Annotated in this window: 14 protein-coding genes and 1 pseudogene; 8 read left to right on the top strand and 7 right to left on the bottom strand. The window is 36.6% G+C overall.

Features of this window, described 5'->3' with window-relative positions:
• Positions 1-155: 155 nt before the first annotated feature.
• Entirely contained in the window at positions 156-560 is a 405-nt protein-coding gene (locus NSQ59_RS20880; protein ID WP_340832618.1) for a hypothetical protein, read from the bottom strand.
• A gap of 586 nt (positions 561-1,146) precedes the next feature.
• On the opposite strand from NSQ59_RS20880, the gene NSQ59_RS20885 reads away from it, so the two are divergent.
• On the top strand, positions 1,147-1,353 hold the full coding sequence (locus tag NSQ59_RS20885) for a hypothetical protein (protein WP_340832620.1): 207 nt from the start codon (positions 1,147-1,149) through the stop codon (positions 1,351-1,353).
• Positions 1,354-1,798: 445 nt separating this feature from the next.
• Here the strand turns inward: NSQ59_RS20885 and NSQ59_RS20890 are convergent, their stop codons facing one another.
• Positions 1,799-2,137, bottom strand: coding sequence for an ASCH domain-containing protein (locus tag NSQ59_RS20890; RefSeq protein ID WP_126647395.1), 339 nt, complete (start codon positions 2,135-2,137; stop codon positions 1,799-1,801).
• A gap of 356 nt (positions 2,138-2,493) precedes the next feature.
• On the opposite strand from NSQ59_RS20890, the pseudogene NSQ59_RS20895 reads away from it, so the two are divergent.
• The 4 genes and pseudogenes from NSQ59_RS20895 to NSQ59_RS20910 all read left to right on the top strand — a co-directional run.
• Positions 2,494-2,727 (top strand): annotated as a pseudogene (locus NSQ59_RS20895) (ArsR/SmtB family transcription factor); the annotation flags it as partial.
• A gap of 93 nt (positions 2,728-2,820) precedes the next feature.
• Entirely contained in the window at positions 2,821-3,219 is a 399-nt protein-coding gene (locus NSQ59_RS20900; RefSeq protein ID WP_340833183.1) for an SRPBCC family protein, read from the top strand.
• A 34-nt stretch (positions 3,220-3,253) separates the two neighbouring features.
• Positions 3,254-3,622, top strand: a complete 369-nt coding sequence (locus NSQ59_RS20905) for a DoxX family protein (RefSeq protein ID WP_126647397.1) — start codon at positions 3,254-3,256, stop codon at positions 3,620-3,622.
• Between the two features lie 381 nt (positions 3,623-4,003).
• Positions 4,004-4,630, top strand: coding sequence for an isochorismatase family cysteine hydrolase (locus NSQ59_RS20910; RefSeq protein WP_055741992.1), 627 nt, complete (start codon positions 4,004-4,006; stop codon positions 4,628-4,630).
• Between the two features lie 360 nt (positions 4,631-4,990).
• Here NSQ59_RS20910 and NSQ59_RS20915 read toward each other — a convergent pair whose 3' ends face one another.
• From NSQ59_RS20915 to NSQ59_RS20925, 3 genes are all read right to left on the bottom strand, one after another.
• Entirely contained in the window at positions 4,991-5,518 is a 528-nt protein-coding gene (locus NSQ59_RS20915; RefSeq protein ID WP_126647398.1) for a CBO0543 family protein, read from the bottom strand.
• A 259-nt stretch (positions 5,519-5,777) separates the two neighbouring features.
• Positions 5,778-6,599, bottom strand: a complete 822-nt coding sequence (locus NSQ59_RS20920; RefSeq protein ID WP_340832624.1) for a GNAT family N-acetyltransferase — start codon at positions 6,597-6,599, stop codon at positions 5,778-5,780.
• 58 nt (positions 6,600-6,657) lie between these two features.
• A complete protein-coding gene (locus NSQ59_RS20925; protein WP_055741995.1) occupies positions 6,658-8,049 on the bottom strand; it encodes an MATE family efflux transporter in 1,392 nt (463 codons plus the stop codon).
• Between the two features lie 405 nt (positions 8,050-8,454).
• On the opposite strand from NSQ59_RS20925, the gene NSQ59_RS20930 reads away from it, so the two are divergent.
• The 3 genes from NSQ59_RS20930 (at position 8,455) to NSQ59_RS20940 (ending at position 13,145) form a co-directional block, all read left to right on the top strand.
• Positions 8,455-9,729: an L-lactate MFS transporter gene (locus NSQ59_RS20930; protein WP_055741996.1), complete on the top strand. Its 1,275-nt coding sequence runs from the start codon at positions 8,455-8,457 to the stop codon at positions 9,727-9,729.
• A 49-nt stretch (positions 9,730-9,778) separates the two neighbouring features.
• On the top strand, positions 9,779-12,130 hold the full coding sequence (locus NSQ59_RS20935; RefSeq protein WP_055741997.1) for an FdhF/YdeP family oxidoreductase: 2,352 nt from the start codon (positions 9,779-9,781) through the stop codon (positions 12,128-12,130).
• Between the two features lie 667 nt (positions 12,131-12,797).
• Positions 12,798-13,145: a potassium channel family protein gene (locus NSQ59_RS20940; protein ID WP_055741999.1), complete on the top strand. Its 348-nt coding sequence runs from the start codon at positions 12,798-12,800 to the stop codon at positions 13,143-13,145.
• 106 nt (positions 13,146-13,251) lie between these two features.
• Here NSQ59_RS20940 and NSQ59_RS20945 read toward each other — a convergent pair whose 3' ends face one another.
• Positions 13,252-13,998 carry a polysaccharide deacetylase family protein gene (locus tag NSQ59_RS20945; RefSeq protein ID WP_055742000.1) on the bottom strand — a complete coding sequence of 249 codons (747 nt, stop codon included), beginning with the start codon at positions 13,996-13,998 and terminating at the stop codon, positions 13,252-13,254.
• 304 nt (positions 13,999-14,302) lie between these two features.
• Positions 14,303-14,461, bottom strand: a complete 159-nt coding sequence (locus tag NSQ59_RS20950) for a hypothetical protein (protein WP_161809307.1) — start codon at positions 14,459-14,461, stop codon at positions 14,303-14,305.
• Positions 14,462-14,524 lie beyond the last annotated feature (63 nt).

The following is a 14,524-nucleotide window of genomic DNA, read 5'->3' on the forward strand; positions in this document are numbered from 1 at the left end:
CAAAAAATGCAAAATGACTACATTCTTCCTAAATTTCACAAAAAAACGTTAATCCTTTGATTAACGCTACCCGTTACTTTAAATGCATTACTTCACAATCTTTCTATTGATATTAAGTAAATATTAAGAGACATCTTAGTACATTTAGTAAATTACTATTTTTTTTGTATCTTTATGATTGCATTTGACGGCGTAAAACCATCTTTACTTCCAAGCATCAGCTGTCCATATTTAGTTGGTATTTCAACATACTGAACTACTTTATTGTTATCAAGAAATACAAGCAAATATATATCATCTCGATAATTCATATTAGCTGGATCTTTAAATTTAACCCCCAGTTGCTTATTTATGGTTTGTTGATCAGAGTAAGGGGTTATTAGGTATGCTTTATCCCAATCGAATTCCGTTAGAGAAATAAAATTTAATTCCGTCACGTTTTCTTTCTCCAAAGCAGAATTAATAGATTTCTCTAATCCTTTGTTATGCATACCAACTACTTGAGAACAACTTGCTAAAAAAATTAGTGAGAAACAAATGAGAAATATAAATTTTTTCAATATACCACTCCTATTTAGTAAATACCGATAAATCAATGTAACCCTTCCGTAAATCTATGTGCCTTCTCTCCCGAGTCAATGTGACCCACATTTTTTTATATGTACCCCGACTGGTTTTTCACTCCCTCCAGCCAATTTAATATGACCCTTTCGCATATCTATGTGCCCCCTCTCCCGGTCAATGTGACACATATTCTTTTTTGTGTGCCCCCACTGGTTTTTCACTCCCTCCACCCAATTTAATGCTACCCTTTCTCAAGTCTATGTGCCCTCTTTCCGCGTGAATGAGACACATGCTCTTTTTTATGTACCCCGACCAGTTTTTCACTCCCTCCATCCAATTTAATGTAACCCTTTCTCAAATTTATGTTCCCTCTCTCCCGGTCAATGTGACACATATTCTTTTTTGTGTACCCCCACTGGTTTTCACTCCCTCCATCCAATTTAATGTGACCCTTTCTCAAGTCTATGTGCCCTCTCTCCCGGTCTATGTGACACATATTCTTCGTACTGTTCCATAATTGATTTTTTACCATTAAAAAATGCTAAAATGTAAGAAGTACAAATTTATTGGAGTTGTTCGTGTATGACTTGGCTTTTACTTTCTTTATTAGGATTGGTTCTTATTATTTCAGCTATCTTTTATTTTGTTTTTGTAGCTAAATCATATAAAAATAAAACATTGGGTACTATTTCATTTATATTTGATTTCATATTTTCTATTGGAAGTGGGGCAATTCTAATTGGATTACTCCTTATAATCATTGGTATAGTAATGGCTGGCAAGTCTTGAGTCCATTTGTAGTAGTTTGTGTCAACACAACTAATCTCCCTGTTTAAAAATGGGATTACCGCAGCAATCCCACTGTATAACTCAATCATCTTATATTCATGTGATTAGTTTCGAATGTTCTTCAGCCTTCTTTAGTTGAGTCCACACTTTATTAGCAAGCTTTTCGTAAATATCTCCAAATAAGTTGTTTACGTCTTACCTAAACCATTCGCCAACATTCCCCTTTAACCTTACCTTCTATCAGGATTTAAATCGTGTGCCGTGACTCTATTGGGAGGAACTTTTTCTCCCAAGTGATGGGTAATTTCTTCTGGAGAACAAATTCCAATTTCAATTACAAAACTCCCGCCATCTGTCAAATTGAAAAGTGATTAAGTCTATTTTATTCTCGAAAATTCTTCGGAAATGTGGGAACAATCCTGTCATTTAGCGGAGTAACATCGGATTAGTATTTAATTGTAATCGCTAATGATCCCCATTCTCTTTCTTGTTCTAGTGTGTAAATATCATAGGTTCCGTTAACCATTTCTTCCATTGACCAACCTTCACAATCAAAATCTTCAAAAGGAATAGACTCATACATTTCTTTAAATGTATTGTATGTTCTGAGTTCTGTTACTTGAACTTGCAAGGTTTCATCTTGTTCAGGCACCTTAACAAATTTAATTGTATCCCCTATTTTAATTTTTCTTCTTTTTTCGTCATTTAAGCGGACTTCAACCTTTTTCTTCCCTTTTTTGATTGCTTCAAAATATTCGCCATATAACCCCATTTGATGCATCATTATTCTTCGCCTCTCTTTATGTTTCAACACTTTTATTTATACATCCTTCTGTAATTAGCCTGTCTCATTAGCCATCCATGAAGCAGAACTTCCCCACAAAAAATGTGAGATGACTACATTCTTACTTAACTTCAACAAAAAAAGCATGAATCCTGCAATTAACGCCACCTTAAACATATTAAAGAATCACTCCTTAGTTGCTATGAATTTTCATCCAAATGCATTTGTCGAAAAATGTAGTATATTCTTACAAAAATTATTTTGACAGGACACTGATAGGTGTCTTATTATGAAATTAGAAATTAAGACACCTAATGGTGGCGTATTAAGCAGCTTAAAACTAGGAGGAGGGTGTATTGAAAGAGAAAAGTACAACGAGAGATGTTTATGACGCTGTTGCTGATCCTTCGAGACGCAAGATACTGGATTTGTTAGCAAATGTAGCTGAAATGCCACTTCATGAATTAACTGTTCATTTTCAAATTGGCCGCACGGCAGTTTCTAAACATTTGACCATTCTCAAGGATGCTGGACTTGTCATCAGCCGAAAAGTTGGCAGGGAAACCAGATATCGTCTAAATGCGGCACCTCTTCAGGAAATTCAAGATTGGGTAACTTATTACACAAAGTTTTGGAATGAAAAAATAATGCTTTTACATCAACTATTACAGGAGGAAGAAGAAATGCCTAAAGTTTCATTAGATTTTCAGTTTAACAGTTCCATTGAACGTGTATGGCTGGCTTTAACAGACTCAAAGATTCTTGCGAAATGGGTTATGGATAATGATTTTAAACCGATTGTTGGTCATAAATTTCAATTCAGAACAAAGCCGAATGAAGTGTGGGATGGGATTGTCAATTCCGAAGTACTTGTTGTGGATCAGCCAAATAAACTATCTTACACTTGGATTACCGCAGGAGAAAGTACTACCGTTACTTGGACGTTGAAAGAAGTAGATAAAACGACTCATTTGCATCTTGAGCAAACTGGATTCGAAAAGGAAGGGCATGCGTACCATGGTGCCAAACAAGGATGGGTATTAATGGGTGGTAAACTCGAACAAGTGTTAACTGAGCTGTAACACATTTTATTAACCATTAGGGGAGGAAATCAATATGTTTATATTTTCCGTGATTCTTCAAAGTTTGTTGGTTTTATACTATGCTTTTTCAGGTGTTGCTAAAATCATAGGGGCCAAATATTGGGTTGATATCTTTAATCAAATTCGATTACCTCAATGGTTTCGTGTTATAACTGGTTTTGTTCAATTAATAGGTGCAATCCTACTTATCGTCGGTTACTGGATTGGGGGTCCTGTCGCATGGGCAGGTATCTGGCTTGGAATTACAATGATATTGGCATGCTTTGCACATATTAGGGTCAAAGATTCGTTTGGAAAAACAGCACCAGCCCTTATGTTTGCTGTATTGAATATCCTTTTAGTAATCCTAAATGCAGATTATCTGCAACATCCATTTTCATAAGATGAGTGAATAACGAGCACCTGATGTCCATTCGTCAAAAAGAGTAGCCAGCTTAGAATCACTCTTACTGCATCCAATGGTAAATTATTCATATAACAAATAAAACAATGACATGATCGACAAAACAGATTGATGTCGATATTAAATGGAAATGTAAACATAGAAAAAGCCGAATATACAAAATGGTATTTCGGCTTTCCTTTATACCTAGTGAAGAAATGTACTTAAATTAAACCTTCCTCTTCCATTAACTCCACTTTAATATTTCACAATCTTTCGTGTTAGACAAGAATTTAAAAACGCTGAATTTCAGTGAATGCTTTAGCGATTTATTTCATATATTCTTTTAAAGAAAATAATTAAAAGGTGGTGAACAGCTTTATGTTTAAACCAACCCCTGTGAACACCGCAATTGTTATTACAGACCCTCAAAATGACTTTTTGTCTCCTGGAGGCAGAGGTTATCATTTGACGAAAGCTAACATTAAACAAAATAATACATTATCCAATTTGGAACTCCTTTTAAGTGTAGCTCATAGTAAAGGTTATCAACTCTTTGTTTCTCCACATTTTTTATATCCACATGACTACGATTGGCAGTTTACAGGTAACGAACAAGAAATGTTGATTAATTTTCGTGTCTATCAAAAATTAAACCAATATACTCCTCCTACTCCGGAAGCTGATTATGTCCCATCTTTAGCCCCTTATATATGGGACAAAACAACTGTCATTGCAACACCACACAAGGTGGCCAGTCCCCAGACGAATGATCTTGTATATCAATTAAGACAACGCAGAAAAGAACAAGTGATTTTAGCAGGGGTATTATCAAATGTTTGTGTAGAATCACATATGAGAGATTTAATTGAGAATGGTTTCAAGACAGCAGTTGTTTACGATGCTACTGCTACGATTAGCGAAAACGATTTTCAAGCTGCCATTACAAACTACCGAGTTTTCAGCAGTGCTACATGGACAACACAAGAAGCAATTTTAAATATGTAATTATAAAAATAAGTATATAAAATAGGGGAAGCAATATAAAAGCCACTATTAACCCCAAAACCGTTTAATTCATTCTTCGTTTACTTAACTTCCCTTTACTTCAATAAAAGCATCCCCTACTAAAGGAAATCCACCGTTAAGTTCAATAATTTGTCGTGATTATTATTTAATCCAACGTTACCCTACATTTTCTATGTTTCTGTCCTCAATATAAGCTTTTATGAACCGTATTCTAAGGTCCAGTAAGCAACGATTACTCTTTTGAAAATCCGTACTTCGGTCTCACTCTCTATATTTTGAAAAATATATGCTTTAAATTAGCCCTCCATATATGGCGCACATATATTTAACTTCTGAAACTTACCTAAACACAGTAGAAGGCACGTTAAAGACTTGCCAGAGAAATACGATAAATACAATGGATAGCCCCCATGCAAGAAGGGGCTTGCGATAGTGAACCCATAATAGAATAAACATGACCGTATTAAAAAATACAGACCACCAAAAGCTCCAGCCATTTTCATATTTAATAAAATGGTTGTAAATATCGATTTGTTCATTAATAGCATAGATCACTACCCAAACAATAATATGCAATAATTGCTTTAATCGGCTATGTAAAGGAAATTTTGATAAATAAATAAGTGCTGTTGCAGGATATTTGATTATCATTATGATTAAAAATATATGCGTATGTGTTAGCCCCGCATGCTTATCGATACCTTGAGAAGTATATATCCACATTGGGTAGTTGTCATATAAAAAATATTGATAGATGAAATCTCCCAAAATAAAATATAAAATCGTTGAATAATACTTTTTCCAATTTCTCCAATCTCCCCACTTCCACCCTGCAGCTAACCATATTAGACCGTATATGGCAATCATTGGTCCACCTCGTTTAACATATAAATAGTTCCAAATTCAAATTATTTACATTTAGTATGACCCTAAAATCATCACCTTCAATATCATTTAAATATTTTTTTGAAAAAACTTTTTCCATATGTTATTGCCAAGTAAATATATTCAGCAACTGGCAAATCATCGGTTACCTGATTCTAAACAAAAAAGAACAGTACCACTAAATACTGTTCTATAGATCCTCATATAATTTTCATAAATTGATTTAAATCTCATTAAATTCCTAATTTAATTGATAATAATCCTGCCCATCCACCGTTTTAAATCCACATGACTGATATAATTTTAGGGCATTTTCATTCTCCGTCTCTACCTCGAGAAAAATCGGATAACCTAATGCATGCTGTTCACGAATAATTCTTTTCAAAGCCTTTCTTCCAATTCCTTGTCCTTGATATTTTTGAAAAATAGCGAAGCCATATATCCATGCTTCTCCATTCAAATGCTGCACGCGGATTTTCCCAACTGGTTGCTGGTCTTCTTCTATAATGTAGTAACTTTGCGTGTTTTCCTTTCTAATACGCTTGCTATGGTTTCGTGCTTCCTCTTCTTTAAAACCGAAACATTCCACATCCAATTGAATTTCAGTTTCCAGATCGTTGTCTGTAGATTTTCTAATTACAATCTGTTGCTCATTGCCCAAATCAATCTCTGTCCATTTCATTTGATACTCTGAAAAAGATAATTGACATGGAACTGTGCGTAAAAAGCATTGCGCCGAATAAGAATTAGCCGGGGCATTTAATAAAACAACTTCTACCTCTTGCTTTTTAACTTCTGCCAATGCTTCTTTCAATAATCTTGTAAAAATTCCTTTACAACGATAGTGGGGATGAACCATTCCGCAAACCTCTACTTTATTGCCAAAACTGTACATCCCTAAAAATCCAACAAGTTTTTCATTTTCATAATGAAAAAAATCTGTCAGCTCCTGATCATTTCGCAGCTCCAGCATATCCCAATTTAATTTTAAATGAATGGCTTCTTCCTGTTCACAAGCTAGCTGCAGCTGTTTGATTTCCCCTAATTGTTTTTTGCTTAACATTCATTATTCCCCCAAACCGCCTTTTTTTCTACTTACCGACATATAAAGTCTCACTTATTTAAAAATCCTTTGCCATTACATCAAGCACATTTTTATTTTGGAAACTGGCAAATTTCTTTTTTTGAATATACAAAAGCCTAATGGATAAACATATGCCTGCTGCAAGCAATCCTATTGTTAATCCGATCCAAAATCCCCTCGCTTCAAGACCTGTAAAATTGGCTAACACATATCCCGCCGGCAAACAAATGAACCAATAAGCAATGAGCGTCAAAATAAACGATAGATTCACATCCTTATATCCCCTTAAGGCTGCTTGAGCGGTAGCCTGAATCGCATCAGAGATTTGGAAAAACAAGGCGAAAATTAAAAAGTGTGCAGTCAAGTTAATAACAGCTGTTTCATTGGAATAGAAACCAGCGACTTGATATCTAAATATGACAACAAGGAGTCCGGTAAAAAGCGCCATAACAATGGATAAACAAACTCCAAGCCAGCTGTAGGCCCGTGCATCTTTGTATCTTTTTGCTCCTACTTCGTATCCCACCAAAACGGTAATTGCCAATGAAATGCTGACGGGAATCATATAAAGGAAAGAAACAATATTAAGCGCCGATTGATAGGCCGCAATCGTTGTGATGCTAAATTTACTGATTAAGATGGTTACCACTGCAAACATGCTTGTTTCAAAAAAGGTAGACAATCCCATTGGAACCCCAATTTTTAAAATTTCTTTGCACATATTTGCCGAAAACATTTTTATCTTTGGAAAAACCTTATACAAGGAAAACGGTCGCTGTGATTTTATAATAAATGCCGTTATCCCCGCTATAAACCAATAAGTGATAGATGTCGCATATCCTGCTCCTGCACCGCCAAGCTCAGGAAAGCCCCATTTCCCAAAAATAAGCACAAAATTAAAAAAGAAATTTATGGGCAGTGAAATTAGTAATATCACCATCACTATGCGTGTTTTCCCTAATGCATAAATAAAAGACCGTAATACATTAAAAATGAATAAAGGTACAACTCCAAAGCCAAGGCCAATCAAATAATCACGTGCTGTTTCCTCTACTTTGTCAGTTAAATGCATCATGTGTAAAATTGGGTTCAACAAAAAAAAGCCTAGCAGAATTACTAAGAGTCCAATAATAACAGAAAGATAGATTCCATTAGCCACGGTAGATGATACATCCTTATTTTTCTTTTCCCCCAGCTGCTGAGCAGCGATTGGAGACACCGCAAGCAATATCCCACTTAATCCAGTGAAAACAGGATTCCAAATGGAGGAGCCGATTGCAACAGCTGCCAAATCGGAAGAATTGTACCTGCCTGACATAATATTATTGAAGAACACCATTGAGAACATACCCAGTTGTGTGATTAAAATCGGGATTAATAAGATGAAAATTTGTTTAATTTTTTCTTTATTGTTATATGTTTGATTCATAGATGTTACCCCTTAATTTTTTCATTACCTACCATTATATATCAGATTTATGCTTTAAAGTGTTATTATTTGAAAAGTTTCCATGATTCCTTATTCATTTATGAAGATGGACACCAGTCGAATCAAGGCAGTAATTATATTAATAAACTCTCATATTCTATTAAAATTGCAGAAATTCACAAAGATACTGTTCATGTTTTCAATTGTCAAGTGATATAATGTAATTGTGTGAAAATATTTCGAAATTTTAGAACTAACACATATGTAGTCCACTCCATTCACAGTAAGTAAATGTTGGCCGATTTACTTTATCTGTTCATTAATCCTTTTTCTTAAAACTTCTAAAAGTAGAAAGACCAACCCTTTTTTCACACAAAATAAGTCGAATAAGGGAGAGGAAATTGTTTGAAAAAGGCAAAAAATCGTTGGTTGATTGCATTGTCAGGAGTCGGTATCCACATTTGTATCGGGTCCGTGTACGCATGGAGTAATTTTACAAACCCTCTTATTAGCCAGTTTGGGTGGTCAGCAAGTCAAGTACAAATGACATTTAGTATTGCTATTCTATTCCTGGGACTTTCTGCAGCATTTTTAGGACATTTTGTGGAAAAACACGGACCAAGAAAAGCAGGTTTACTAGCAGCTATTTTCTTTGGAGTCGGAGTTTTCGGATCAGGCATTGCTGTTCATTTTGGTTCATTGCCATTATTGTACATTTTCTATGGAGTGTTTGGTGGAATTGGTTTAGGTGTCGGATATATTGCACCAGTGTCCACATTGGTAAAATGGTTTCCGGATAGGCGCGGACTTGCAACAGGTTTAGCCATTATGGGATTTGGCTTTGCAGCAGCCATCAGCAGTCCGATTATGGATGCTTTGATTAAATCGTTCGGAACTGCAAACGCTTTCTTTTCCTTGGGAATTGCCTATTTTGTTGTCATGACCATATCGGCATTATACTTAGAAAAACCTGCAGAAAATTGGAAACCTAAAGGCTTTAATGAAGCAACTATGAAAAATAATACGCGACTCGCTACCGATTTATCACAATTAACAGCAAATGAAGCTATCAAAACATCACGTTTTTATTACCTATGGATCATGTTATTTATTAACACAACATGTGGAATTGCCATTTTATCTGCGGCAAAGCCACTCGCACAAGAGAGTATTGGTTTGACCACGACAGAAGCTGCAGCACTTGTCGGCGTACTTGGATTGTTTAACGGATTCGGCCGATTAGGATGGGCCTCTATTTCCGATTATTTCGGCCGTCCTAATACCTATACAACCTTTTTCGTTTTACAAATTATCTTATTCGCCTTATTACCGCACACCACGATATCTATTTTATTCCAAATTATGTTAGCTATTGTTTACACTTGTTATGGCGGCGGGTTTGCCACAATTCCGGCTTATATCGGCGATCTATTTGGCACGAAACAGCTGGGAGCCATTCATGGATATATTTTGACAGCATGGGCAGCCGCTGGACTTGTCGGGCCTCTATTCGCTGCTTGGATTAAGGATACAACAGGAAGCTATGCAAATAGCTTAACCTTCTTTGCTGGATTCTTTATTGTATCGCTCATTATCTCTTTGGTCATACGTGTGGATATTCGGAAACTAAAAGAAAATCAAGCAGTGCAAGGCTCCACCGGAAAACCAGTTAATTTATAGCATATTCCCGCGGAAATTTTATAATGAAAATGAAGCAAAGGTGGTCAAAATGGGAAAAACAAAACATCAAGGACCGATAAAATTACCAATAACACCTGCACCAAAGCATTGGGTAAGCCCAGTACCGTTTGGGCTTGGAAAGGTAAAACCAAAGCATATTCGTGATACGTTAAAGGTTGTCTGGGATAATCGCGACAATCTTCCTTATGCTGCCAGAATATTAACTCAGGGTGTTTGTGACGGATGTGCACTTGGAGTCGCTGGATTACATGATCAAACTCTAACTGGGCCGCATCTGTGTACAACACGATTAAATGTGCTGAGATTGAATACGATGCCTGCCATCAAAGAAGAAATTCTCCACAGTGATATTGAGGATCTAAGAAAATATAATAGTACAGAATTGCGTAAGCTAGGACGCATCCCCTACCCCCTATCCAGGAAAAAAGGAGAGCGTACTTTTACAAGAATAACGTGGGATGAGGCTTTGAATCGGATTGCAAAAAAAATAAAATCTATTGATCCGAAACAACTAGCTTTCTATTTAACTTCCCGTGGAATTACAAATGAAGTGTACTATACTGCTGCTAAACTAGCACGATTCTTAGGGACAAATAATATCGATAATGCCTCCCGCATTTGTCACTCTCCAAGCAAAACCGCATTAAAGCGTTCTCTTGGAATCGGGGCGTCGAGCTGTAATTACATGGATTGGATTGGAACGGATGTCCTTGTTTTCTGGGGCTCGGTTGCGGCTAATAATCAGCCGGTTTCCACGAAATACATGTATGCGGCAAAACGAAAAGGAACAAAAATTATTGTCATCAATCCTTACCGTGAGCCGGCGATGGACGGTTATTGGGTGCCGTCGATTCCTGATTCAGCTCTATTCGGAACCAAAATAGCAGATGATTTTTACCAAGTGAATATTGGCGGAGATATTGCTTTTATGAATGGTGTGATGAAGCAATGGTTTGAAATGGAGGAAAAGGAAAAGGGCTCAGCTATTGATTATAATTTTGTGGAAGCACATACGAATGGCTTTAATCAATTGCAGGAGCATGTAAAGAAGCAGGACTGGGATATATTAGAGAAGTCTTCGGGACTCACAAAAGAACGGATGGCAGAGTTTGCTGAATTACTAGCCTCTGCCAAAAGCGCAGTGTTTGTATGGTCCATGGGACTAACTCAGCATCGATTTGGAACCGATAATATTTCCCAAGTAGCGAATTTGGCGATGCTACGCGGATTTATTGGCCGAGAACACTGCGGAGTGATGCCGATACGCGGACATTCCGGTGTACAGGGCTCTGGTGAAATGGGCGCTGACCCATTTGTTTTACCAGGCGGTGATTTTCAAGAGGATAACATCGCTCGAATGGAACAAATTTGGGGATTTGAGATTCCTAGATGGCAAGGGGATATTGTTGGAGTTTCCATAGAAAACGCCATGCTCCCAAATGATCATGAACGAAAATTGAAGGTCTTTTATACATCCGGAGGCAATTTCTTAGAAACAATGCCTGATCCAAACTTTATCAAGGAATGCTTGGAAAACGTTGAACTACGTGTTCATCAGGATATCATTTTCAACACATCCACTCTTGTAGATGCAAAAGAGGAAGTGATCGTCTTGCCAGCGATGACACGTTATGAACAGCCTGGCGGCGGAACATCTACCTCTACAGAGAGAATGGTATATTTTTCACCGGAAATTAAAGGGCCTCGCATTGAGGAAGCAAGGTCTGAGTGGGAAATTTATGTGGATTTGGCTGCACGAGTGAAACCGGAAGCCAAAGAACTCATGAATTTCACCGATGCTTCGCAAATTCGCAAGGAGATTGCCATTGCAAATCCAAATTACGATGGAATTCAGTATTTAAATAAAAAAGGCGATGTCTTTCAATGGGGCGGTGCATGGCTATGTGAGGATGGAATATGTCCAACCGAGGATGGTCGGGGCAACCTGTTGGCTATCGAACTTCCTGAGCTGCGTAAGCCAGAGGGCCATTTCTATGTCACGACCCGAAGAGGAAAGCAATTCAATTCCATGATTTATGATGAGACAGACGCATTTAACAATGCCGATCGCTACGATGTCCTTATCAATGAAGAGGATGCCAAAGAATTAAACATCGCTGAGGGAGAAGCAATCGTCGTATACAACAAATTTGGCTATTTTCACGGCCGTGCCAAATATGCAGAAACTCAACGCAGCAACCTTCTTGTCTTTTGGCCAGAGGGAAACGTCTTGATTCCAAAAGGAGTATATGAAAAATATGCCGGCATCCCAGAATATAACGCGGCAGTCATTGTCGAAAAGGCAGAAAGCTTCCACGCCCACAAAGACACAAAATATGTAGAAAAACGCATCGAGGATTTAGAAGTAGAAATCGGTTAGCTTGGTCCCACCTTTTTAATGTGAATTTCCTTTCTTATCACGTATCATCTTCATTTTAAGAAATATTACAGGTATCTTTCTGTAGATGCCTGTTTTTTATGTCCATTCTTATTAAATCTTTCCTTGATCCCTAGATAAAAAATATATTGTTCCCATTTTGTCAGGGCGCTCTGGATTTTGGGCACGATACTCCCTCTATTTTTCCCATTTTCCCTGGTGTACTCTCGATTTCGGGCACAATACTCCCTTTATCGTTCCCATTTTCCTTGCACTCTCCCGATTCCGGGCACGATTCTTCCTCTATCGTTCCCATTTTCTTGCACTCTCCCGATTCTGGGCACGATTCTTCTTCTATTTTTCCCATTTTCCTTGCACTCTCCCGATTTCGGGAACGATTCTTACTCTATCGTTCCCATTTTCCTTGCACTCTCCCGATTCTGGGCACGATTCTTCCTCTATCGTTCCCATTTTCTTTGCACTCTCCAGATTCCGGGCACGATTCTTCCTCTATTTTTCCCATTTTCCCTGGTCACTCTTGATTTAGGGCACAATACTTCCTCTGTAAAGTTGTTTTCCTATTTGGGCATGATAATCTTGTTGAATTACTTATCAATAGATTGAATTTTTATGGTGAAACTAGTCTAACAACATACGGAGGTGATATTCATTGATTTCCTTCTTCTTAACTTTATCCCGCCTTATTAAAGGGATTATCCATACTTTCCACGATAAAGAATTTAAGGTATTGCTTATACTAACTATTGCCATTATCTTGTCCGGAACGATATTTTATCACGAGGTGGAACACTTATCGATTATTGATTCATTATATTTTAGCATCGTTACCCTTACTACAATTGGACATCCTTATTTTTCACCCGAAACGACACTCGGAAAGATTTTTACAATAATATATATATTTACTGGAATTGGCTTAGTCATTGGTTTTATCCAAAAGATTTCAAAAGGAATATTTATTTCAAAAACAAAGATTAGCAAAAAAGGAGAAGAATAAATCATCTTGATGATGAATGTTCCTCTCCTTTTCATTTATCTTTTCGTACGTTAATATAACTTCCAAAACACATTCCCACTATTAAACAGGAAGACCTTTTTTAGTTTTATCGAACTCTATTTCCCCCTTCCACAATCTCTGCAAACTCCTCTAAATCAGTAGAATATTTAATATAAATTCTAGGCAAGAGATAAGCTTCATCCTTTAATTTTCTTTGTGAATAAAGTTCAGGGATGGTTGTAAGTCCATATTGATAGTACTTTTTCGTTTCATCTAAAACTTTTGGATTATAACTTCCATAGGGATAGCTTAGAGCGATAACCGGTTTCCCTGTTATGTTCTGAATTTTATCTTTAGAACTCTTAAGTTGATATGGATAGTCAGTGACTTTTGTTAAATCAGGATGTGTAGCGGTATGTGACTGGATGGAGATTAGTCCCGAATCAGCCAGCTTTTTTAAATCAGATTCAGACAATCGATTTGATCTGCCAACAAAATCAGAAATAACAAAAAATGTAGCAGTAGGTTTAAAGTTTTGTGTTTGCAACTTTTGAAAAATAGTGAAGGCGTTTAGATTATTTTTATACCCATCATCTAATGTAATAAAAATTGGTTTTCTTACGTTATAAATCTCATTCCAACGTTCAAAGGTTAATAATGTAAAGCCATGGTCTCGTAAATATTTCATTTGATCCTCAAAATTTTCCGGAGTTACATATAACTCTTTTGAACCATGATCATGAAATTCATCAATGGAATGGTAAATCAATATAGGAACTTTTTTAGCTGCAGAAACTGGATTTGATAGAAATAATACAAAAAGGAAGAAAGAAAATATCGCAATTTTTTTCATAAAAATCCTCGCTTTACTTTTTTCCTTATTGTTTCAAGAGTTTTGGTTTTTATTAGAGTTATTTTGAAGGAATTTACCCATCAGACTGGTTTATGAAGGACAGTTTCCTCGGGAGCCTTCTTGCTTTTGGTCTTCATAACCTTTATGAAGGACATTTTCTTCAAGATCCTTCTTCCTTTGGGCCTTCATTACCTTCATGAAGAACATCTTCCTCTGTGTTTTTTGCCTTCAGACCAATCTTAATTGACAACTTTCAAGCATTTTTTTAAAACCTATAAAAAAAAACGCCAAATAGGCGTTTTTGTTATTGTGCATTCTCATTTCGTTTGGCATTACTGGCATTGGGGTCGATATCATTCGCCCCGTAGTCCGGTAAATGTCCTGCATGATTTTTATGATATGTAGACCCCGCGCCTTCTTGTGAATGGTTGGATTGGTTTTGTTGTTTCTTATCATTTTTCATAAAAAAATCACCACCTTATGAAAACTATTTTGTTCATTATGTACAAAAATATCCTAACTGTTC

The organism is Margalitia sp. FSL K6-0131, from assembly GCF_038008735.1.
GTDB classification, from domain to species: Bacteria; Bacillota; Bacilli; order Bacillales; family Bacillaceae_C; genus Margalitia; species Margalitia shackletonii.

Bases quoted from the DNA above. Each gene is read 5' to 3' on its own strand.
- NSQ59_RS20920 (WP_340832624.1), bottom strand. From the start codon at position 6,599: ATGTTAAGCAAAAAACAATTAGGGGAAATCAAACAGCTGCAGCTAGCT.
- NSQ59_RS20915 (WP_126647398.1), bottom strand. From the start codon at position 5,518: ATGATTGCCATATACGGTCTAATATGGTTAGCTGCAGGGTGGAAGTGG.
- NSQ59_RS20900 (WP_340833183.1), top strand. From the start codon at position 2,821: ATGCCTAAAGTTTCATTAGATTTTCAGTTTAACAGTTCCATTGAACGT.
- NSQ59_RS20950 (WP_161809307.1), bottom strand. From the start codon at position 14,461: ATGAAAAATGATAAGAAACAACAAAACCAATCCAACCATTCACAAGAA.
- NSQ59_RS20885 (WP_340832620.1), top strand. From the start codon at position 1,147: ATGACTTGGCTTTTACTTTCTTTATTAGGATTGGTTCTTATTATTTCA.
- NSQ59_RS20910 (WP_055741992.1), top strand. From the start codon at position 4,004: ATGTTTAAACCAACCCCTGTGAACACCGCAATTGTTATTACAGACCCT.
- NSQ59_RS20935 (WP_055741997.1), top strand. From the start codon at position 9,779: ATGGGAAAAACAAAACATCAAGGACCGATAAAATTACCAATAACACCT.
- NSQ59_RS20925 (WP_055741995.1), bottom strand. From the start codon at position 8,049: ATGAATCAAACATATAACAATAAAGAAAAAATTAAACAAATTTTCATC.
- NSQ59_RS20890 (WP_126647395.1), bottom strand. From the start codon at position 2,137: ATGATGCATCAAATGGGGTTATATGGCGAATATTTTGAAGCAATCAAA.
- NSQ59_RS20945 (WP_055742000.1), bottom strand. From the start codon at position 13,998: ATGAAAAAAATTGCGATATTTTCTTTCTTCCTTTTTGTATTATTTCTA.
- NSQ59_RS20905 (WP_126647397.1), top strand. From the start codon at position 3,254: ATGTTTATATTTTCCGTGATTCTTCAAAGTTTGTTGGTTTTATACTAT.